At 55.2% G+C, this 22,369-nt stretch carries 17 protein-coding genes; 5 read left to right on the top strand and 12 right to left on the bottom strand.

The window, feature by feature from the left end; genetic code table 11:
* Positions 1-109: 109 nt before the first annotated feature.
* The 12 genes from ACTQ3R_RS15110 to ACTQ3R_RS15055 form a co-directional block, all read right to left on the bottom strand.
* The gene (locus tag ACTQ3R_RS15110) at positions 110-760 is read right to left on the bottom strand and encodes a potassium channel family protein (protein ID WP_441780047.1); all 651 of its coding nucleotides are present in this window, start codon (positions 758-760) and stop codon (positions 110-112) included.
* A gap of 18 nt (positions 761-778) precedes the next feature.
* On the bottom strand, positions 779-2,110 hold the full coding sequence (locus tag ACTQ3R_RS15105; RefSeq protein WP_441780048.1) for a TrkH family potassium uptake protein: 1,332 nt from the start codon (positions 2,108-2,110) through the stop codon (positions 779-781).
* Between the two features lie 229 nt (positions 2,111-2,339).
* Positions 2,340-3,455: an S-layer homology domain-containing protein gene (locus ACTQ3R_RS15100; RefSeq protein WP_441780049.1), complete on the bottom strand. Its 1,116-nt coding sequence runs from the start codon at positions 3,453-3,455 to the stop codon at positions 2,340-2,342.
* Between the two features lie 249 nt (positions 3,456-3,704).
* Positions 3,705-6,284 carry an S-layer homology domain-containing protein gene (locus tag ACTQ3R_RS15095; RefSeq protein WP_441780050.1) on the bottom strand — a complete coding sequence of 860 codons (2,580 nt, stop codon included), beginning with the start codon at positions 6,282-6,284 and terminating at the stop codon, positions 3,705-3,707.
* A 273-nt stretch (positions 6,285-6,557) separates the two neighbouring features.
* Complete coding sequence (locus tag ACTQ3R_RS15090) at positions 6,558-7,355, bottom strand: gluconate 5-dehydrogenase (protein WP_441780051.1); 798 nt, start codon at positions 7,353-7,355, stop codon at positions 6,558-6,560.
* Positions 7,356-7,379: 24 nt separating this feature from the next.
* Positions 7,380-8,426, bottom strand: a complete 1,047-nt coding sequence (locus ACTQ3R_RS15085; RefSeq protein WP_441780052.1) for an NAD/NADP octopine/nopaline dehydrogenase family protein — start codon at positions 8,424-8,426, stop codon at positions 7,380-7,382.
* Between the two features lie 4 nt (positions 8,427-8,430).
* Positions 8,431-9,708 carry an L-cysteine desulfidase family protein gene (locus ACTQ3R_RS15080; protein ID WP_441780053.1) on the bottom strand — a complete coding sequence of 426 codons (1,278 nt, stop codon included), beginning with the start codon at positions 9,706-9,708 and terminating at the stop codon, positions 8,431-8,433.
* Between the two features lie 79 nt (positions 9,709-9,787).
* Positions 9,788-10,774, bottom strand: coding sequence for a uroporphyrinogen decarboxylase family protein (locus ACTQ3R_RS15075; RefSeq protein ID WP_441780054.1), 987 nt, complete (start codon positions 10,772-10,774; stop codon positions 9,788-9,790).
* A 36-nt stretch (positions 10,775-10,810) separates the two neighbouring features.
* The gene (locus ACTQ3R_RS15070; RefSeq protein ID WP_441780055.1) at positions 10,811-12,331 is read right to left on the bottom strand and encodes a tripartite tricarboxylate transporter permease; all 1,521 of its coding nucleotides are present in this window, start codon (positions 12,329-12,331) and stop codon (positions 10,811-10,813) included.
* Positions 12,332-12,345: 14 nt separating this feature from the next.
* A complete protein-coding gene (locus tag ACTQ3R_RS15065) occupies positions 12,346-12,792 on the bottom strand; it encodes a tripartite tricarboxylate transporter TctB family protein (protein ID WP_441780056.1) in 447 nt (148 codons plus the stop codon).
* A 124-nt stretch (positions 12,793-12,916) separates the two neighbouring features.
* Complete coding sequence (locus tag ACTQ3R_RS15060) at positions 12,917-13,954, bottom strand: tripartite tricarboxylate transporter substrate binding protein (RefSeq protein ID WP_441780057.1); 1,038 nt, start codon at positions 13,952-13,954, stop codon at positions 12,917-12,919.
* 68 nt (positions 13,955-14,022) lie between these two features.
* A complete protein-coding gene (locus tag ACTQ3R_RS15055) occupies positions 14,023-14,988 on the bottom strand; it encodes an aldo/keto reductase (protein ID WP_441780058.1) in 966 nt (321 codons plus the stop codon).
* A 246-nt stretch (positions 14,989-15,234) separates the two neighbouring features.
* Between ACTQ3R_RS15055 and ACTQ3R_RS15050 the strand changes: the two genes are divergently transcribed.
* The 5 genes from ACTQ3R_RS15050 (at position 15,235) to ACTQ3R_RS15030 (ending at position 22,010) form a co-directional block, all read left to right on the top strand.
* Positions 15,235-16,038 carry an IclR family transcriptional regulator gene (locus ACTQ3R_RS15050; RefSeq protein WP_441780059.1) on the top strand — a complete coding sequence of 268 codons (804 nt, stop codon included), beginning with the start codon at positions 15,235-15,237 and terminating at the stop codon, positions 16,036-16,038.
* 473 nt (positions 16,039-16,511) lie between these two features.
* Positions 16,512-18,584 carry a leucine-rich repeat domain-containing protein gene (locus ACTQ3R_RS15045; protein WP_441780060.1) on the top strand — a complete coding sequence of 691 codons (2,073 nt, stop codon included), beginning with the start codon at positions 16,512-16,514 and terminating at the stop codon, positions 18,582-18,584.
* A 12-nt stretch (positions 18,585-18,596) separates the two neighbouring features.
* Positions 18,597-19,682: an SPFH domain-containing protein gene (locus ACTQ3R_RS15040; protein ID WP_441780061.1), complete on the top strand. Its 1,086-nt coding sequence runs from the start codon at positions 18,597-18,599 to the stop codon at positions 19,680-19,682.
* Positions 19,683-20,020: 338 nt separating this feature from the next.
* Positions 20,021-21,088, top strand: a complete 1,068-nt coding sequence (locus ACTQ3R_RS15035; RefSeq protein WP_441780062.1) for a DnaB-like helicase C-terminal domain-containing protein — start codon at positions 20,021-20,023, stop codon at positions 21,086-21,088.
* 4 nt (positions 21,089-21,092) lie between these two features.
* Positions 21,093-22,010 (top strand): hypothetical protein, encoded by a 918-nt coding sequence (locus ACTQ3R_RS15030; protein ID WP_441780063.1) that lies wholly within the window; start codon positions 21,093-21,095, stop codon positions 22,008-22,010.
* The last annotated feature ends 359 nt before the right edge of the window (positions 22,011-22,369 follow it).

The following is a 22,369-nucleotide window of genomic DNA, read 5'->3' as shown; positions in this document are numbered from 1 at the left end:
CCAGTTCAGAAATGGCATAATAGATGAATCGGGCAAAGGCTAAAAATCCTCCCAGCAAAACGAGAGTTTCCATCATGGTACCACTTCCTTTCCCCCGCAGGGCGGTGCGCTATATGTGGAAACACTTTTGAATATCCCGCTGCGTACCTAAGACCAAAATCGTGCTGTGTTCCGGAAGGGATGTTTCCGGGGTGATAACGGTCATTGCAAACTTTCCATCCTGCTTAATGGCCAGGATATTAACATGGTATCGCTTTCTTACATCGATTTCTCCAATGGTTTTCCCGATCCAGCTGCCGGGAACTTCAATTTCAAAGATGGCGTGGTCATCGCCCAGGGCAATATAGTCGTAAATATGATCGGAGCTATAGCGGATGGCGGTCCATATGGCCATCTGCTTTTCCGGATAGACCACCTCATCTGCGCCGTTGCGAAGCAAAAATTTTGCCTGAACGTCCCGCTCCGCCCGTGCGACCACTTTTTGTGCTCCCAGCTCCTTTAAGAGACAGGCCGTCTCCAAAGAGCTTTGGAAGTCGTCGCCAATGGCTACGATGCATACATCAAAATTCCGCACGCCGATGGAAGCGAGAAATTCCTGGTTGGTGCTGTCGCCGATCTGCGCATTGGTGACAAAGGGAAGCACCGCATTGACTCTGTTTTCGTCCTTGTCCACGGCCATGACCTGGTGATTCAATTCATTCAGTTTCATGGCAATATGGCGTCCAAAACGGCCTAAGCCAATCAATAAAACTGTTTTCATAACTCCTCCTTGATCCCGTTACCCTACGGTAATGCGTTCCTGGGGAAGTCTGGCGCTGTTGCCTTGTACACGCGACAGGGCTGCATAAATCAGGGTCAGGCCTCCCACCCGTCCAAAAAACATAAGTGCGATGAGAATCAGATGGGACATACTGCTCAGCTGCGGGGTAATACCCAGGGAAAGCCCCACGGTGCCAATGGCCGATGCCGTCTCAAACAAACAGGTGAGAACAGGCAGGTCCTCCACCCGGCTGATGACCAGCCCGGCCGTCAAAAACAGTATGACATACATGATCAAAACCGTCGCTGCCTGGGATACGACTTCGTTTGATATCCGGCGGTTAAAAAAGCCGGGATGTTCTCTGCGCCGGAACACTGCAAGGGCATTTGCCAGCAGGACCGCCAATGTGGTGGTTTTCATACCGCCCGCAGTGGACCCCGGCGAACCGCCGATGAGCATGAGAATGAGGATCACAAACTGTCCGGTCTCGCTGAGCAGGGTTAAATCCGCTGTATTAAACCCCGCTGTTCTGGGGGTAACGGCCTGAAAGAAGGATAGCAGGGCCCGCTCTCTCATGGGCGCCTGGGAAAATTCAAACAGGAAAAAATAGATGGTGGGAAGCAGAATCAGCATACCCGTCACCGTAAGAATGACCTTGCTCTGCATGCGATACTTGTGAACATGCAGCCCGTTTGTCCGGATGTCCTCCCAGGTCAAAAAGCCAATGCCGCCAATGGCAATGAGCAATGCGATCACGATCGAGACCACAGGGTTGTCCGCATAGCCCGTCAACGACGAAAACGGGGCGTTTACCCCCATCAAATCAAACCCCGCGTTGCAAAAGGCGGAGATGGAGTGAAACAGCGCATACCAAATCCCCCTTACCCCAAAGTCGTGGTAAAACACGGGAAGAAGCAGCCCCGCTCCCAACATCTCCACTGCCAGGGCAGTTTTAAACACAAATCCGGTCAGCCGTACAATCCCGCCCACTTGGGGCGCCGCAATGGCTTCCTGCATGGTGCTGCGCTGCATAAGTCCAATTTTTCTGCCGGACACGATCACAAGCGTACCCGCTACCGTGATGACGCCAAGCCCGCCAATTTGGATCAATAACAGAATGACCGCCTGGCCAAACTCCGACCAGTACGTCGCCGTATCATATACCACCAGCCCCGTGACACAAACAGCGGAGGTAGACGTGAACAGCGCCGGTAAAAAGGGGGTGCTTTCCCCTGCCCTGGATGACACCGGAAGCATCAGAAGAATGCTTCCCGCTAAAATGACCAGCAGAAATCCCAATATAATAATCCGAAACGGGGACTTATTGTTCTTATGTAAAAGCCGCCACATAAGCCTCCACCTCTTAACACACCTTTATCGTTTCTTTATACTCTTATTATCTACATTTTATTTAAAGGGAGTGTTAATGTCTGAAGGTGTGTATTAAGACGGTATTAAGATATGGTTTCCGCACGCATGTGAAACCTGTTTTGCCTGCCATCTCGCCCGCCCGGCGAAATGAGAAAGCGCCTGCACAGAATGGTTCTGCGCAGGCGCTTTTCCGCTGGATCGGTTTCTGTTATGAAAGGGAGGTCAGCACAGCGTCCAACAGCTCCTGTGTCGCGGCACCCTGGGGGTTCAGAAGGCCATTTCCCTCGGCGGAAACATAGCCCTTCTGGTGGGCCCAGGCCATGGCAGACTGGGCAAAGGGAGAAATTTCGCCGGCATCGCTATACTGGGTCAGGCCGGGATAGTCCATCAGCATGGGCTTATCGGCATAGTTCCACAAAATGACCATGAGCTGCTCACGGGTCAAGGCATCCTCCGGTCCAAAGCTTCCGTCGTCATAGCCGCTCATCAGTCCCTGGCCGGTTACCCAGCGGACGGCCTGGTAGCAGGGGGAATCGTCATGCACATCGGTGTAGATCCCATCGCCCTGCACCTGGGGCTTGCCGGCCCGCTCATACAGCAGGACTGCCAGCTCTCCCCGTGTAACCGTGTCCGTGTTCTCCGGGGCCTGTGCCTCCTCCTGCCCAGGCAGCAGCATGAGCTGTACCGCATGGGTCTGGCCAGGCAGGCTGTCGGTCACAGCGCCGTACCAGGCCATGATCCGGCCTCCTGCCTGGATGTCCTTCAGGGCAGCCGCTTCCTCCCCCTCATAGCGGGAGAGCTTCGTGCTTTCGTCGGCAAAAATCAAAAGGCCTCCATTGTCGGTGGTAATGGTCAGCTGGCCATCCTTCTGCTCCACCGACTCCACCTCATGGTACCAGGCACATCCGGCATCCATGGGGATATTGCGCACCACCGCAAAGGCCGCAGTCTGCGGGGGCAGAGAGCGGGTCTCCACCGGGCTGTGGAACACATAAAGGCTTTCACCCTGCTGGAGGTCGGAGGGATCGCTGGCGGTATATCGGCCGCTGTCGATCCAAACGGTATCCGCGGAGAGGTTCATCACATACTCGCCGTACCGCTCCGACGTCATGCGCAGCCAGGCAATGCCACCGTCTGCGTTCTTACCGATCTCCTCCACAGTGCCGTAGTAGAGCACGCTGTCCGGGAGCGGGGCAATCGCTTCCCCAGAAACCGGGGCGCTGATGGGCACCACAGCCGCAGCATCGGCGGCCCATGCGGGGAGTGCCAGGGCGCAGGCCAGGGCGCCAGTGAGTACCAGGGCAGGGATTTTTTTGTTCATCATGATAACTCCTTCCAAGCTGACTATTTTCTTTGCCGCGCTGGGCGGCAGGTTTCCTTACTCCATCAGACGTATCCCGTTTCAAAAAGTTCCCTGCTGCCGGGACAGTTTGCATTTCATCGTAAGAAATACCGTCCGCAAGAAAAAGAGAAAGGGAATCGCCTGTTTCAGGCAATTCCCTTTCTCCCTAAACGCTGTTGCTTTCAGGGGCAACCGGAACACCGGGCTCTGAAGCCGTCTATTTTTGTAAGGTCAGGCCATATTTTCCACAAAACGCATGAGGATCGTGGCAACCTGCGCACGGGTAGCGGTGCCCTGGGGGGCCAGGGCGCCGTTCAGATTGGAGATAAGGCCCTCTTCCACGGCCCAAGCCATGGCCTGGGCGGCCCAGTCGCCGGCGGAAGTCCAGTCGGGGTAGCCGGTGAGGCTGTAGCTGGATTCCGGCTTGCCCGCGTAGTTCCACAGCATGACCGCAAGCTGCTCACGGGTCAGGGGCTGATCCATATTGGTTCCATCGGAGATGCCGTTGAGCATGGCCCAGCGCTGCCCGGCCTCATACCAGGCCCCGCCGGTGGAGCTGGTGTCCGCGCCGTCCAATGCGGCCAGCACGGTCACGATCATGGCCCGGTCCATGGGCAGGTCGGGAGAGAAGCGGTCCTCCTGTGTGCCGGAGAAAATCTCCCGGCCGGTGACAAAGTCAATATACTCGCTGCCCCAGTAGCTTTGGGGGACATCGGCAAAGGACTTGACATTCTCCACGATTTTCACGGTGTCGCCGTCGGAGAGGGTGACCATCACGCCGCTCTCTGTGGTCAGGCTGGTCTTGATGACCTTTTCGGTGCCGTCGTCCTTTACCAGCACCGCCACCGTGCTAAGACCAGCCTGCCGCACCGGGATTTCCACCTTGACTGGGCTGCCAGAAGGCAAGTCGACGGTAATCACGGGGGCATCCTCCCGGTGGGCGGTGGCACGCACCTGGGGCATGGGCAGGGCTACGGCCTGGCCGTCGGCGTCCTCCACCACGGCGGCGGGCAGCTTGACCTGTGTCTCCACCCTGCCGTCCTCATCCACCGTAGTGGTGGAAGAGGAGCCGTCCTGGTTGGAGATGGTAGTCTTGCTGGAGCCGTCGGGATAGTCCACCACTTCCGTCTTGTTTCCGGAAGGATCGGTGGTGGTGGTGGTCACAGTGCCGTTCTTTTTGGTCTCCACCACTTCCAGAGAACCGTCGGGGTTTTTCGTGGTCTCCGTCACGGTGCCGTCGGGCCGGGTCACCGTGGTGGTGGTGGACCCATCGGGGTTTCTCTCTGTTTCTGTCTTATTGCCGGAGGAGCTGGAGCCGCCGGAAGAACCGCCCGAGGGACGGTTCAAAATGGTCAGGGTACCGGTGGTATAAGCCTCATCGCCGGTTTTCAGCTCCAGGTTCTGGCTGTCTGTCAGCTTGACGCGGACGGGATAGCTGCTCGCAGCCGTGGGCAGCTGGGTGGTCCACTCCGGTGTTCCGGAGGTGGTGACCTGATACTCCACGGTGGCCTGGGCGGTCTCATCCGGCGGGGCGGTCGTCCATGTCACGGGGGTCACGTTGTTGCTGTATTGCTCCAGGTTGCCCAGCGTCACGGTGTAGTCCTCCGCTCGGAAAATGGTGTAGGAACAACTTATCGTAACGCCTCCGATTTCAGCGTACACCGTCTTCTCACCGGCATTTACATAGTCGTTGTTGGCTTCCCAGGTCTTCGGGTAAGGACCCATCCACTCTCCGAAAGAAACGAACGATACCCCCTGCGGTATCCCGGTATAGGAATAGTTGGTTGCGGCCAGAGTCCCCGTAGCGCTGTGGCCGCAGCCGTTGTCACAGACCTGTTGGATGGTGGTGCCATTGTTAATTGCTGTATAGCTCAGCTTATGTCCCAGTGCAGGGACGGGCCTGGTCTCCACAGCGCCGCAGCCCTCGTCCTGACAGACGCGCTGTTCCACCCCTTCTCCCGTACAGGTAGGCTGCTCACGGATTCCCCAGTCACTCCAACTGTGTTCCTGAGAGCTGGCCCCCCCATTGATGTGAATGATATTGGAGTACACAGGGGCACCGGTGGTATAGAGGTCTTGCGGCTCTACCATCAGCCGCAGGTCATAGCTTGCATTTAAAAAATCCAGTTCTTTGTGATTGTCCCAGCCGGGCCAAAAGTCAAACCGGTTGCTTCCCCAGGTTTCCGTATTATGCCAGGTGGTGCCGTCCGTGCTGTACTGCCACTGTCCCGTGGCGTAGTAGTTCGGATGCGTTTGGCTATCGCTGAAGGAAGCTATGCCGTAGAGTTTGTCGTTTTTATTTTCCGAAGTATAATTGATATTGTCCTGGGCAGGCTCATTTCCCGCGGCATCGGTATAAAGGGTGACAGCCGTAACCGAGGGCAGGGGGTCGGGGATTTCTTCCATTCTTGCCGTTAAGGTGTAGTCCTGGGCCAGGGTTTTGAAGGATAACGAGCCATAACCGCCGTTGACAAATCCCTCCGTGCGGTCTGCGCCGTTGAGTATGACCGAGCCAATGCGGTACCCTGACTGGATATTGGAAATTTCCAACAGAAGCCATGTGCCCTCCGGCACCTGTACCGTCCCTCCGTCTCCGGTAACAAGCAGTTTATTTTTACTCGGGTCATTAAACCCATCCTCACCCATGAACAGCTCGTATGCTGTCACGGTACAGAGGCTTTCCTCGTAGTTCAGCGTCACACCGTAAGTGGTCTCTCCGGTCTCACCCGCCCACACGGTGGCGGGCAGCAGCCCCACCAGCAGGCACAGGCTCATCAGCAGCCCTGCCAGCCGTCTCCCTGTTTTCTTCATATACCTGCTCCCTTCTGCCGGTTTGAGCCGGCCCTTATCTTATTTTATTAAAGCACTAAGCTAAATTCCTGTCAATCAAGTACGGAAAAACCACAGGATTTTTTCTGAAAAATCTTAAAACGGTCCTTTTCCGGCACACGGCCTATTCCGAACGCGATACGCATTCCTGGATTCCTCGCCCACAAGACACGGTAAATTGCAAAAAAATCCTCGAAAACCGAAGTTTTCGAGGATTTGGAGAGCCAACAGAGAGAGTGGAACTGTCAGCTTCCCTTACGGCTGTTTTCCAATATAGGCCAGAATGCCGCCGTCTACGTACAGCACATGTCCATTGACAAAATTCGAAGCCTCAGAGGCCAGGAATACCGCAGGCCCCACCAGGTCATCGGTCGTGCCCCAACGGGCCGCAGGCGTCTTGGAAATGATAAATTGATCAAAGGGATGACGGCTGCCATCCGCCTGGCGCTCACGCAGGGGAGCAGTCTGGGGGGTTTCAATATAGCCAGGCCCAATGCCGTTGCACTGAATGTTGAACGCGCCATACTCCGAGCAGATATTGCGGGTGAGCATTTTCAGTCCGCCCTTTGCCGCAGCATAAGCGGAAACCGTCTCCCGCCCCAGCTCGCTCATCATGCTGCAGATATTGATGATCTTACCGTGCCCTCTCTGGATCATGGAGGGGATAACCGCCTTACTCACAATGAAGGGAGCATTCAGGTCAACATCGATCACCGCGCGGAACTGCTCGGCACTCATCTCACACATGGGAATACGCTTGATAATGCCGGCATTGTTTACCAGAATATCAATTCCGCCGATTTGCTCCTCGATGGTCTTTACCATCTTCTGCACGGCTTCTTCATCCGTAACGTCGCACACAAAGCCGTGGGCCTCAATGCCCTCTTCCTTGTATGCGGCAAGTCCCTTGTCTACCAGCTCCTGCTTGATGTCATTAAACACAATGGTAGCGCCGGCCTTTGCCATTCCAGCCGCAATGGCATACCCGATGCCATAACTTGCGCCAGTCACCAGCGCGACCTTTCCCTCCAAAGAAAACGCCTTCATGTCCATTTAAATTCTCCTTTCTGTTCCGGATCATAGACAAACCAGTTTCTTTACCGCATCTACGTCAAATTTGGGCGCAAGCTTTAAAAAGTCTACGTCCAGCAGCCACCGGTAGGCACTCAGCATGGCATCGATATTGGGGGTTTCCACGCCATAGAGCTTGCCCAGCAGCGCCACCGGAGCGATCCCAAAGGGAATATCCTCTTCGATGTAACGGTGCTGAATGGTTACCGGTCCCTTCCCCGACAAATAGGCATCATTGTTCTTTACCGCGTCATACAGAGTTTCATACTTGTTCGGCCAAAAGCTGTTGATAATGTCCACACAGCGCATGGGGCTGACGCCCACCGCCCGTGCCACAGCACACCGCTCCGCATCCACCTTTTCCACCGCAGCCAACGTCAGCCGGGTGGCAGCAGTTGCGTAAAATGAGTAATCCTCTCCGTTTTCCATGCGGGTAATGTTGAATAGCGCAATGGGCGCATGCATCACCGGGTTGGAGGAATTCAGCGATGTGCTTACAACGTTCTGGTCGGGTATAAATTGCGGGAACAGTTCCTGCAATTCCTCACACATCATTTTCCCGCAATCAGCATGGACGGCAGCCAGAGCAATCTCTTTTTTTATGCTCTTGATATGGCACGCCTCTCCCACATAGTCCGCCAAAAAGATTTGGGAGCCCGTCTCTGCAATTTCGACCTTCTTTTGCTCGGCCTCTTCCCCCAGCTCTTTCCAAAACTCATAAGCGCCCCAGTTGCCATTGAAAACCAGGATCCTCTGCCCTTTCTCCAGCAAGCCGCACAGCTGATGTGCGATGGGGGCATGCCCAGCGGCGACGGTCTGCACCAGAATCCACTTTGCACCCTGAACGGCTTTCTTCAGCTCTTTCTCTACGTTGGGGGCATAGTGTCCCGCACAGGCGCCGGTAATCTGGATGCCGTCCCGCGCCAGCTTCTCAACCTCCGCACCGCTGCGGCCCCACAGGGTAACAGCACAGCCCTTTTCCATCAGATAGCCTGCAGTTGCCCGTGCCGCACGTCCCAGTCCAAGAATCGTCACACGCATCGGTGTATCCATTGTCTCAGGCTCCTATCATCATTTTGAGAATTTCAATATCGGTCTCTTTCATGCCGACACGGCCCAAACGGCCGATCCCGCGCACCGTCTGCTCAATATCGTCCATCACAAGGCCGTCGCCCGGTTCAAACTGATAGTCGGCCATCGCCATATCCGCACTGATCATGGCGGTCTCCACAGCCACGGATATCTTGGCAGCGCAGGAGGCCTTTGCCCCGTCACACACCATTCCGCTTATGGTGGCCAGCGTATTTACGATCGCCGCAGCGACCTGCCGCTCATTTCCGCCCTTCAAATACACCACCGCCGCTGCGCTGCCTGCGGCTGCGCTCACCGCTCCGCAATAAGCAGACAGACGGCCGATGTAATGCTTTTGATGCAGTGCTACCAAATTGCTTACCACCAGAGCCCGGTAAAGCTTCTCTTCTCCTGCACCCAGCTCCTGGGCATACACCCAGACCGGCATGCTAGCCGTGATCCCTTGGTTTCCGCTGCCGGAGTTGATCACCACCGGCATAGAGCAGCCATTCATTCTGGCATCGGAGCCGGCCGCTGCCATCATGCGGGCACGGACATGCACATCCTGGTCGCCGTAAATCTTCTGGAGCGTCCGGCCGATCTGTGCCCCATAGTGATGTTCCATTCCCTCATTTGCAATGGCCAGGTTCATTTCGACCTGACGCTGCAGGATCGGACGTACTTTTTCGATCTCTACCGTATCTGCAAATTGAAGAATATCATGGAGGTTCAGAGCATCTTTATCCTGCTCCAAGTCATCCATTTCCTCATCTTCGTTGGCGGAAAACAGAACTTGTCCGTTCTTCTCGATCTTCACAATGTTGGTATGCTGGTTCAGCAAAATAACGCAGGCCTGCTCATCGCCGCGGAACAGGCGCATTTCCACATAGAGGTTGGCTACGCCTTCTTTCAGCAGACAGGTGCAGATGTTCTGCTTCAGCAGCGCTTGCACCTGTTCAATATCCTTTTCTCCAACCTGCTGAAGTACTTCCAGCTTTCTTTCGGCGACACCGCCCACAATGCCCAGGAGCGCTGCCGCTTCTACCCCTTTCATTCCTCCAGAATTTGGTACGTTAACTCCCTTGACATTTTTGATGATATTGCCGCTGCAGCAAACTTCTACCCGATCCGGAAAGGCTCCCAACACCTCTCTGGCCTTCGCCCCGGCATAGGCAATCGCGATCGGTTCTGTACACCCCAGCGCCGGCTGAAGTTCTGTCTCTAAAATACGCAGATATTTTTGTTCAATGGAATTTGAGTTCATACCAAAAACATTCACCTTTTTCTTAAATTACTTTGCTGCGCTGCGGGAATGGACGTTCTCCATTCCCACAGCTTCCGATTTACAGACTCTGAACCGCCACACTGGCCGCCAGCAGATTCACCTCAGGCGTATCCATTTCCACACAGCACCCTGGGGCAAGAATCAGTTTCTGCCGGCCCGCTGCCTCTACCGCCTGCTGCAGGTGCTCTGCAACATCCTCGTATTTGGCATGCTCCAGCCACTTTTCATTCATGCCGCCCATCAGGCACTTGTCCGTGAGCTTACGGGCCTGGGCCATATCCGGTGCCACCCAGCGATCGTGCCAATTGATGCAGTTGACCGGATACTTGGTCAGCTCCTCAAAGTAAGTATTGGGGCCGTGGATATGCAGGATATTGATGGGGGTCACATCGGCAAAGGCCTGGATCACCTGCAGATCATACTTTTCTCCAAACTCCGCATGCTCTTCCCGCGTCATGTAATCGCTGCTTGCACACTGGGTGGCCAGGAAAAAGCCAGAAACACCGGCCTCAATGTTGGCCTTTACAAAATTGATGGTCGTCTGGGTAATGGCTTGAAGTGCCTGGTGCAGATAATCCGGATAATTGCGCATATCATCAAACACTCTGGGGCCAGCCAGCTTCTTGGCCACCGTTATGGGCGTAAAAATGGTCTGCACAAACGGAATATCTTCCTTTAACCGCTTGCTCATCTGCTGAGAGAGCTGAAGCTGCTTACCATAGGTTCCATAAGTAGCGGGCAGGGGCTCCAGCTGCTTCCACTCCTCCGCATTCTCAATGCCAAACTTACGCTCAAAGGCAGCTTGGGTTTTTGTGCAGAAAAAGTCCACACTCAGGCCATAATCCTGGGCAACATAGTTTCCAAAGGGCATCATCTTGATGAGATCCAGGTTATACAGTTTGGCCAGCCGGATCTGCTCCTCCGCCAAGGCAATGGGATCCTGATCATATTGGGGGAGATGATACCACATACTAAGAGGAATATGGTCAACCTCTTTTCCTTCAATGGCAGCCATTACTCGTTCGCGTTTTGTCATAGTCTGCATAATTTGTTACCCTTTCCTAAAAAATTTAACCAATGATTACTCTTTACTCTCCACGGTCTGCTTCGCTTTGCGCCAATCCTGAAATTTGCTGTAAAGAGGCCACAGAACCAAAAACAGATTGATCGCCAGAAGCAGCAAAGGAATTGGGCTGAACAGAGTATGGATCATGTCGCTCTCCAGCAGCAGCAGAGCCCGGCGGAAACGGCTCTCTGCCCCTGCTCCCAGCACAAATGCCAGGACAAAGGGAGAGGCAGGGATGTCCATTTTTTCCCAACAATATGCAATCAGTGCAAATGCCAGCATCAGCACCACATCAAAGGTCATATTGCGGGTGGTATAGGCGCCTACGATGGTAAAAACAAGAATGATGGGGATCAGCACAGAGTTGGGTACCAATGTCAGCTTGGCAAAGTGACGGCCGCACACCAGTCCCACAAAAAGCACCAAAAACTGCGCCAACACAATGCTGATCATAAAGGGGTAGACAATGCCTGCATTGCTGGTAAACAGCCGCTCGCCCGGAGCCAGGCCGTGGGTCATCAGCGCGCCCAGGAACAAGGCCGCAGTGGAACAGCCGGGGATACCCAGGGTGATCAGAGGAATAAGAGAGCCTCCCACCACACCGCTGATTGCAGAGGAAACGGCCACAATGCCCTCTTCGCTGCCATCGCCATACTTTTCCGGGTGCTTCGATAGTTTCTTTTCAATCTCATAGCTCAAACCGGAAGCCGTGGTTCCGCCGGCGCCGGGAACGATGCCAATCAGAGTTCCGATCACAGAGGAACGAATCATGGGACCGATCAAACCCGCAACCGCTTTCACACTCAGCCGGTCCTTTTTGGAGGCCCGTCTGCTTTCCTTTGTCTCAGGCGGGATCTCCGTGATCTTATCCTTACCGGTAACCACCAGCAGCAGCATCTGGGAAATGGCGAACATGCCCAGGATAACCGGCATCAGAGGCACACCATCAAACAGCTCCACTCGCCCAAAGGTAAACCGCTGCTCGGCTGTGAAGTTATCGGTCCCCACAAAAGCAACCGCAAAGCCCAGCGCCGCGCTGATAAATCCCTTGAGCATAGACTTCTGTGTCAAGCTGACGATCACGCAGATGCCGATCATGGTGATCAGGAACATCTCCAACGGCCCCATGGCCACAGCCGCCTGGGCCACCACAGATGCTCCGAAGAGCATGGCCAGGGATCCGACCATTCCGCCTACAAAGGCGCCCAATGTAGAGATTGCGATCGCGCGTCCGCCCTGGCCGCGCTTGGTCATTGGATAACCGTCCCAGGTCAGGAATAAAGAATCCGGGGTGCCCGGTGTGTTGATCAAAATGGCAGTGATGTTTCCGCCAAATACACCGGATGTATAAATCGCACCCATACAGGCCAGAGCGGTCACAGGGTCAAGGGAGAAGGTGAGGGGCAGGAACAACGCAATTCCTGTCTCCGGACCCAAACCAGGCAGCGCCCCCAAAATGACGCCTACCACAGAGCCAATGACCATCCAAAGCAATACCTCGGGGTTTAAAATCGCACCTAAATATTCAATAGACACAAGCTCCCCCCCTTTTACAGCAAATTAAAGATGTTGAAAATCGTGCCCTCGGGCAGGGACACCTGGAAAATAAACCGAAACAGGATAACCACCAACGCTGTGGTGCAAATCGGCACTAAAATAAGAATTTTCTTATTTCTTTGCCCCAAAAACAGCATAGCGCCCAGCAAAAAGAATGGTGTGCAGACATAAAATCCAAACCACTGAGAGCAAAGCGCAAATGCCAACAGAATTCCCAGCATAATTACGCCACGGGAAGAATTTTTAAAATCATAAGTATCTTTTGTGTCTTTCTTAACCAGACGAGTGATAATAAGGGCAGTGGCCAAGACGATTAGAATCACTGCAACTGCAGTAGGCAGCACACGGGAATCCGGTGCATCAATTTCCTTCATCTGCCAGAACATTACAGCACTGACCAAATACATGAATCCGGCCATCACAAAGTCATAAATCTGCATGGGTTCCTCCTTCTCAACAGAAATCGTTCTTCTGTTCAGCCGTAAAAGGGCGCAGCATGGTGTGCATATCAAGTCGACCATGCTACGCCCTGTACATCCTGTTAGAATTTAGGTCCTTACTTTATTATTCCCAGGGTTCCACAGCCCACTCGGCACGGTTGGCTTCGTCAATGGAATCCCACATCTCCTGAATCTGGTCAGGGGTCTTATAGTCAATTTCTACACCCAGCTCCTCAGCGCGGGCCAGAACTTCCTCAGACTGCATGGCCTCATCAAAAGCCTTGCACAGAAGGTCATAGATCTCAGAAGGAATGTCGGAGGGAGCAGCCAGAGAACGCATGGAATAGGCCTCGATGTCATAGCCCAGCTCCATCAGAGTCGGAGTGTCGGGCAGGGTGCTGATCCGCTCGCTGGTGCCAACACACAGGGGAATAAATACGCCCTCTTCAATGGCAGCCATGGTGTCGCCCACCTGGGTAACCAGAGCATCAATGTGTCCGCCGCGGAGCATGGATACGAACTCAGCATCGTTGTCAATGGGAACGATCTTGAACTCGGCTCCAGTTTCACGCTGAATCTGCTTGATCAGACGTCCCTCAGAGGTGTTCAGGCCGCCGCAGCCAACGGTAATCTCACCGGGAGCCGCCAAAGCAGCGTCGATCAGGCTCTGGAAATCAGAAAAACGCTCCTTATCCTCGCTGTTGATCAGCCAGGCGCAAGGATCCGTCATAAAGTTACAAATGGGCGCCCAGTCGTCCAGCGTAAAGGCACAGGCCTCACCGCGCACCAGAGGCAGGGCGATATGGGGAGAATGGAACATGGCCAGGGTATAGCCATCGTGGGGAGCATTGATGGCAGAGGTGAGGCCGATTTCACCGGAGCCGCCCTCTTGGTTGCTGATCACAAAGGAGTGCTTGAAGTTGTAATTGTCCTCTACATACTGGCAGGCCACACGCAGAAGGGCTTCCTGAGAGCTGCCCGCGCCATAAGGCAAAATGATGCTGATGTTCTTTTCGGGATAGCTGAGCTCTGTCTCGGAGCCGCTGGAAGCAGCCTCACTGCCGGACGCACTGGATCCGGATGTGCTTGTCCCTCCGCAGCCGGCCAGCAAAGACAGAGACATTGCTGCTGCCAGTGCAATCGCAAAAATCTTTCTTTTCATTTGTCATACCTCCATTTTTTTATTTTATTGCCGCTCTTTTTAAAACAGCTATAAAATTCCAGTTTGTTTTAGCGGTTATACTGTACACGTCCACCATTGATGGATTCCCATACTTCGTCGCACTGTTTGAGCGCTTCTTCCGGCAGCGCTCCGCCTTCCATGGCCGCCAAGTTGGCCTGCAGCTGCTCCAGGTTGGAAAAACCGGTAATAATGCTGCTTACCCACGGCTGGCTCAGGCACCAGCGGTAGGAGAGTGACAGCAGCGTGGTATTCATACGGTCCGCAAGCTGAGTCAACTGGTCAATGGCTTTGAAGTTGTCCTCTCTCCAATAGCGTTTTTGATAATTGGGGTTTTCAAACCGGGTCCCAACCGTGGGCACACCCCGTTTATGCTTCCCCGTCAGCATGCCCCCGGCCAAGGGGTTAAATACCGTCATGCCGATCTTTTTCTCACGCAGGAACGGGACCAGCTCATTTTCCGCCCCTCTGGTCAGGGCGTTATAGCAGGTTTCCGATACCACAGGCACCGCCCAACGGTTCCTTTTGCAAATATGTACCGCTTCACACATCTGCCAGGCCGCATAGTTTGACATGCCGACGTAGCGTACCTTTCCCTGCCGAACCACATCATTCAGTGCTTCCAAAGACTCCTCCAGCGGAGTATTATAGTCGGGGGAATGCAGATAATAGATATCCAGATAGTCTGTTCCCAATCTTTTCAGCGATCCGTCCACTCCGTCCAAAATGCTGCTGCGGGACAGGCTGAATTCCTTTTTTTCCATGCACGGGTAACCCACCTTGCTGGCGATCACCACATCTTTACGCCGGTTTCCCAACGCCTTTCCCAGCATCTCCTCACTTTTTCCGTCCACATACTGGTCTGCTGTGTCAAAAAAGTTGATGCCCGTATCCATTGCCAGAGCTACTGCCCGGTCCACATCATTTTGCTGGGGCATTTTGGATCCAAATGTCATGGTGCCCATACAAACGCGGGAAACCTTAAGCCCTGTACCGCCCAAGTAGTTGTACTCCATTTTTCTCCCCCTTATTTCATTTTACAAAATTTTATTTCTTTTCTATAAAATTAAAATTCCATATTTTCAAATAGTTTTTTTACATCGTGAAATTTTAGTCATAGTATATAATCACTTCTTCTTTTTGTCAAGTTTAAATATCAATTTTTTCTTGTTTCCATTTTTTGTTTTATATGATATACTAAAGGTAATTAAATTGGATTATTGCGTCATCTACTCGATTACAATAGTGAAAGTTGGTGCCGTATGCAAAACCAAGCCGTAGAAACTGTAGAAACCGCAGAAACCGTAGAAAAAACTTATAAACCCGTTCAATCCATCGAGCGTGTATTTCAGATAATGGAAATCCTTGCCCAAAATCCAGAGGGTCTATCTTTAATGGCCTTATCCGAAAAAACCGGCCTGCACAACAGTACCGTACATCGTCTGCTCCATACCTTATACGCGTTGGGGTATACCGAATGGCGTCATTCCAACAGCTCCCCATACAAGCTGACATTAAGATTGTTTGAATATGGCAGCGCTTCTGTTGAGCACCGTCCTTTTGTGCAGACCGCCAGACCGTTTCTGGACCGTTTGTCGGAAGAGCTTAATCTCTCCGCCCATCTGTTTTTGCCGGATCAATCTGATATGATGTGCGTTATGACTTCCAACCACTCATCGTTTAGCGGAGGGCCTCAGGCTGGTACACGGCTTCCGATGTGGTGCAGTGCTGCCGGAAAATGTATGCTGGCTTACCGCTCAGACCAAGCTGTGGCTTCTTTGTGGGAGTCCCGCGGCGCCTCTCTTTATGGGCCAAATGCCCCGGCATCTCTGGCTGCGCTGCACAAGGATCTAACGACAGTCCAGCAGTATGGATACGCCTTCTGCAACGAGGAAGTTCGGGTGGGACTTGCCACTCTGGGCGTCCCACTTGTGGATCAGACGGGAGCGGCAATCGGTGCTTTATGTATCAGCGGGATTCCATCCAGTTTTTCTTCTTCCAATATTACCCGCTGGGCAGAAACGTTAAAGCAGTTCAGTGAGTCTCTCATGTCTACACAAAACTAAAAGAAGCCTGTTTTGAACCTGAAAAAACGAAGGTACGGTGAACGAAGCAAGCTTTAAAATCGACATCGCAGCGCAAAGATAAAAGCCCTTTCAAACAAGGCGCGGACAACCACATGGCTGTCCGCGCCTTTTCCCATGCTCTGTTTCATTGAACCAACGCCAGGCTTCATATCCATTGCCATTGATATAGTCGCGGCTGTTGGTGGCTTCTGCAATTTCCAGAAAAATGGCTCATCCGTGGACGATAGTTGTCACGAAGGTACTTTTTTGATATAATGATTTAATGTATTTTTGGCTTTTCTCAGAAATCAGCGCAATAAAACAGGAATCATCGCGCACTCACTGGCATGCCTGGAGCAGGCAGGAACACCATGGGTGTGCTTCTGTCCAGGCAGAACGGTCCGCCTGCGGGCCATATGGGACCCGGACGGGAAGATACCGTAGTTTTGCGAACTACAAAGAGGGGTATTGGGATGAAGACAACTGTGAAATGTGAATACTGTCAATCTGTGGTGGACGCTGGGGAGCGGTACTGTCCCTCCTGCGGCAGTCCTCTGCCGCAGGCGCCGTCTCAGCCCCCGTCCGGGAGCCAGGCGCAGCCTGTCAACCGGCGGGCCCGTGCCGGAGTGCTGCTGCTCCTCCTGCTGGCCCTGCTGGGGGCGGGCTGGTTGGCGGTCAGCCTGATCAACATGGCGGATGCTGGCCGAAATGGCGGCGGGCTCAGCGCCGCCCTGACGGCCATTGAGGAGGACCCCGCCGATCTAGATTCCTATCCGGTGGTCATCACCAGCTATCTGGAGCAGGGCCAGACGGAGATGGCCTGTCATTATGCCTTTTTACTGGTAAAGCAGGCACCTGGCGAAGAGACCGGCAGCTGGTGCGTGGAGACCTTCCGGAGCTATGGCCGGGAGATGGATGCGGTACAGCTGGCCCTGCTGAGCGACGCCCTGTCCGGGGAGAGCTCCCTTTTCTCCCAGGTGGCTGACACCCCCCTGGATACCCTTATGCCCGGCTCTCCCCTGCGTCAGGCCCTGGAGCTGCTGCTGGGCAAGAGCGCCAGTCTCATCACCCTGGCCGACCTTCAGGACATCACCTACCTCTCCATCGGCAGTGAGGACCCCCTCTCCGGAGGCCGTACTGTGGCCATCGGCTATGACCCCGCCGGTACCGACGCCGGGGCTGTCACCCTTCAGGTGGAGGGGGGTAACCTGAGCAATGGGCTGGGTCTCTTCTGTTTCCAGGGGCTGCTGCGGCTGGAGGTGCGGGAGAAGCAGGTGGGCGCCGAAGAACTGCTGCTGCCCAACCTCACCGCCCTCACCACCGGAAGCAGTACCCTTACCGATCTTACCGGCCTGTCCAGTCTGGCCAATCTGGAGGAGCTGACCATTCTCAACAGCCCGCTTACCTCCCTGGCGGGGGTGGATGCCCTGCCCAACCTGAAATCCCTGAACCTCACCAACACCGATCTCACCGACCTCTCCGTGCTGCCCGCCCGGAAGGGACTCACCTCCCTTACCCTGGCCGACAACGACGGTCTGACCAGCGTGGCCTCCCTGGCCCAAATGAGCCAGCTCACCAGCCTCTCCCTGACCGGGCAGGCGATCACCGACCTCTCCCCCATTGCAGGACTCACCGGACTCAAGGAGCTGTCGGTACACGATACCGGAGTTAGGAACACCGCTTTTCTCACCAACCTCACCGGTCTCACCTCCCTCACCTTTACCAGCAATGACGAGGTGGAACAGGTGCCCGAGCTGGGTGGGCTCACCAATCTCACCCAGCTGGTGCTGGAGAGCGACGAGGCCTTTGAGAGCCAGGCGGATATGGCCTCCCTCACCGCCCTTACCTCTCTGGAGCTCCTCTCCACCAAGGATCTGAGCTATCTGCTGCCCCTCTCCCATTTGGAGGAGCTCACCCTCTACTTCACCCGCAGCGAGACCGACCTCTCCCCCCTTGGGGGATTCACCCGGCTGCGGCGGCTGGATCTACGGGGCGAGACCAGTTTTTACGCCATCTACGACACCTCCCTGGTGGGCCTGAGCGGTCTCCAGGACCTTCCTCTGGAGGAGCTGGACTTGGGCGGCCACACGGTATATGGTCCCCTGGACCCGGTGCTCGCCATCTCCACCCTCCAGGCGCTGGACCTCTCCGAAGTCGATGCCCAGGGGACCAACTTCTCCCTCCTGTCCGGGCTCAAAGAGCTGCGCCGGCTGAACCTGTCCGGCTTCCGGGACATGGTGGACACCCCGCCGGGCCCCGGTGACCTCTACTGGAGTTACGAGGCCGGACCGGCCTCCGCCTTTGTGGAGCCTCTGGCCGGTCTCACCTGGCTGGAGGAACTGGATCTCTCCAACTGCGGGGTGACAGACATCACCCCCCTTTCGGGGCTCACCGGCCTCACCTGGCTGGACCTGTCCGGCAACAGCGTGGGTGACCTTGCCCCCCTTTCCGACTTGGCCGGGCTGACCTACCTGAATCTCTCCGGCAATCCCATCCCCGACTACAGCCCGGTGGAGGACCGGGACGGCCTGATTCTCATTCGATAGGAGGCGGGTTTTATGGCGATTTTTCAAGTCATCAAGTTTGACGGCCCCCAGGAGGCCCTGGTCTGGAAGCATCCAAAGGAAAACATAACCAGCGGTTCCCAGCTGGTGGTGGGCCCGGCCCAGACGGCGGTCTTTGTCCGGGAGGGGCAGATCTGCGACCTCTTTGAGAGCGGTACCTATACGCTGGACACCTACAACCTGCCCATCCTGAGTGCCCTCGTCAACCTCCCCTTCGGGGGACGATCTCCCTTTGCCGCGGAAGTGTTTTATGTCAATCAACGCAGTATTCTGGACATCAAATGGGGCACCCAGGTGCCCATCCAGCTCAAGGACCCGGTGTATCAGGTCATCATCCCTCTCCGGGCCTTTGGGCAGTACGGCGTGTCGGTACAGGACCCGGCATTGTTTCTGGAAAAACTGGTGGGCACTGCCCACGCCTATACCACCGACGATCTGGTCCGCTATTTCCGGGGGCTGGTGGGCAGCCGGGTTACCGATGGGCTCTCCACTGCCCTTACCGAGGAGGGCATCAGCTTTGTAGAGGCCAGCGCCCGCATTGCCGAGCTCTCCGACCGCATCGCCCAGCGGCTCCAGGATTTCTTTGCCGACTACGGCATCCGGCTGGTCAACTTTTTTATCAACTCCATCAACGCCCCCGAGAACGACCCCACGGTCCAGCGGCTGAAGGCGGTACTCAGTGAGCGGCAGAAGATGGAGGCGCTCAACTATAACTATCAGCAGGCCCAGACCTACAACATTCTGGGCCGGGCGGCGGACCAACTGGGGGGCGATGGTGGTATGGCCGGCATGGGCGTGGGAGCGGCCATGGGGGCGGCGGTGGCCGACCTGGTACGGCAGAACCTCCAATCCGTCCAACCGGCTCCGCCCACCGGCCCCGCCGGCAAGGTGGAGGCCCCCGCCTTCTGCGTCCACTGCGGCACTCCTCTGCCCGCCGGGGCGGCCTTCTGCCCCAAGTGCGGCCAGGAGGTCAAAGGGCGGCAGAGCCTGCTCTGCAGCTTCTGCGGCTCCCCCTGCCAGTTGGGGGACCGCTTCTGTGCCCGTTGTGGCCGGCCCTTGGCTCCATCTTCCGGGACCTGAGGAGAAAAGGGCAGTTATCATCTTGGAACAAGTCCTGTAACGCAGAAAAAAGCGCACCGGGCCGGAAACCATTCCGATCCGGTGCGCTTGCATACTTCCATGCGAGCCCAGCGCAACCAGGCCGCATGGGAAAAGGATGCACCGTTGGCAATTGATTCATCCCAACCAATATGCTAATATTCAGTTTATAGAGGATTCCAATTACGCTATTTTGATAACGTCAGTCGGCACGTCTTGAATGGCTGTGGTTTTGCCAGTGCCGTTCGGAATCATTCCAAATCATGTTCCGCACATCTCAAATCAGGGTCCTGGATAACTTTTTCGAAAGGAGCCATTCCATGTTGGACAAGCAAAATAAGAGCGCCGGTTGGGAACATCGCTCCCTGCGTGACTGCGCGGCGCTGTTCTCAAAAGATCATATCGGAGAGATTGCCTCACGCCGTGTCTCCACGGGGTTCCCGGAGCTGGACCGCAGCCTGGGCGGCGGACTTACCAACGGTTTGTATGTACTGGGCGCTGTCCCCGGTCTGGGCAAGTCCACCCTCGCGCTCCAGATCGCGTGTCATCTCTCCGGACATGGAATTCCTGTGCTCTACTTCGCCCTTGAGATGAACCGGACCTGGATTACAGCCAAGTCTATCAGCCGGGCCGATTTCCTTCTTCACCGTGGAGCCGGCCTCCAGGTGGCCGATCTGTTAAACGCGGAAAAGGCACACGGCCTCTCCAGGCATGAGTGGGAGCGGATCGACCAGGCAAGAGAACAGGTAGAGCGGGAAAGCGCTAATCTGTATCTCTACGAACAGGGGCCGGGACTGACCAATATCGGCGAGATTCAGAGGTGTATCCAGTCCTTTCGCGACTCCCACAGCCAGCAATACAGCGGACTTCCCCTGATGGTGGTGGTGGACTACCTGCAGATCCTGGCCCCCCAGGAAAACACACTCCACGCCAGCGATAAACAGATCGTGGACGACAATGTGCGGGAGCTGTGTAAGATGCGGGATCAGATGGGAGTTATCATCCTGCTGATCAGCGCCCTGAACCGGGTCAGCTATAACCGCCCCATCACCCTGGACAGCTTCAAGGAATCGGGTTCCATTGAGTACTCCGCCGATGTGATCCTAGGGATGCAATATCAGGAAATCAATAAAAAGAATTTTTCGCTGGACGCGGCCAAGGCCCGGAGACCACGGGAGTTGGAGCTGACGGTTTTAAAGATGCGGTATGGCCAGGATGGGGTCCACATTCCCCTTCATTTTTACAGCGACAGCTCCTGCTTCCTGCAGCCGGACGGCGCCGGGGCCTCCATGTCCTCCCGTGCGCGGGAACTGCGGCAGGCGCTGAGCGCTTATCCAGTACAATACCACGACGGGTTCCATCAGCGGGCCCGTCGTCTCAAGGGGTGAGAGTATGGGGGAGAAAACAGGCTGGCGGCAGATGGATCACTTTGTAATGAACAACTGCAAAATCGCCAACGAGTTGCGGAAGTACCGGGATCTTTCCGGGTGTGTCAACCAGGTCTCGCTGTCTGGAATCCGGGTGCGCCGCCCCAGCGACGCGGATGACTACGCGGAGTATTTCATCAGCGAGGATCTGTCCTACATGGACATGGCAGTGGCCAACGCGGCCTATACCCTGATGTCCAGCGGCTCCCGGCAGGCGTTTCAGGCGGAGACGATCGCCCGGCTGATGTCCGGCTCACCCAGCCTGCGTGTGGGGGAAAAACGGCGTGGGGACCTGGAGTCCAGGTTGACCAAACTGGCCGGGGTCCAGATCCAGATTCTTGCCGACCGCGATCATCAGGTGGAACGGGAGCTCTATGAAGGGGCGTTTCTGCCTATCTCCTGGACGGATGACCATGGAAAACTGAAATTTCAGTTTCTTTCCGGTGAAGCCATGCCCCTCTATCAATACGCCGCAGACCACCGGCAACTGCTCCAGATTCCCCTTTCCAGCCTGCGGAACGATTCCGAGGACAGCAAAAACCGCCGCAACAACACAGACCGGGCACTGCTTCTGCGGCATTACCTGCTTCAGGAATTGGAAGTGCTGAAATATCCGGACAATAAGGTAACCGAGCAGAAAATCCGGTTGCTGAAGCGGGATCAGGAAGGACATGAGATGGGGCTTCTCTGGATCCTGGGCATCATCCCGGATACCGAGGAAGGGACCAAGGATTTCACGCCGGTGGCTCAAGCTGTACAGCAAACCATTGTCCGGATGCTGGAGGGCTGGCAAAAAAGCGGGCTGCTGCAGCCAGTGGAGTATCAGCCGCTGACCGCAGAAGAAGGCTTTGGCGTGTGGTTTACAACAGCACGGGAAACATAGGGTATTTCGCTTTCACTTATTACATTTTGCAGATAGTTTCATGTGGAAAGCGTAATTTTTATATAAGAAAAGGTAAAATAAAAATATAAAAATGTAAAAATCAATATTTCATCCTCTTTAAAACTGTTGCAGCACAAGGTTTTTTTCATTTTTTCGCTTATATAAGTAGTTAAGTATTGGGGGGATTAAATTAGATTTTTACACCCCCCCAATCAATTGACCCGCGGGGGGGGGGGGGGGGGGGGGGGGGGGGGGGGGCGGGGGGGGGGGGGGGGGGGGGGGGGGGGGGGGTGGGGGGGGGGGGGGGGGGGGGGGGGGGGGGGGGGGGGGGGGGGGGGGGGGGGGGGGGGGGGGGGGGG

The organism is Lawsonibacter sp. LCP25S3_E2 (genome assembly GCF_052117285.1).
Classification (GTDB): domain Bacteria; phylum Bacillota; class Clostridia; order Oscillospirales; family Oscillospiraceae; genus Lawsonibacter.
This window is presented reverse-complemented; position numbering and strand designations above follow the sequence as displayed.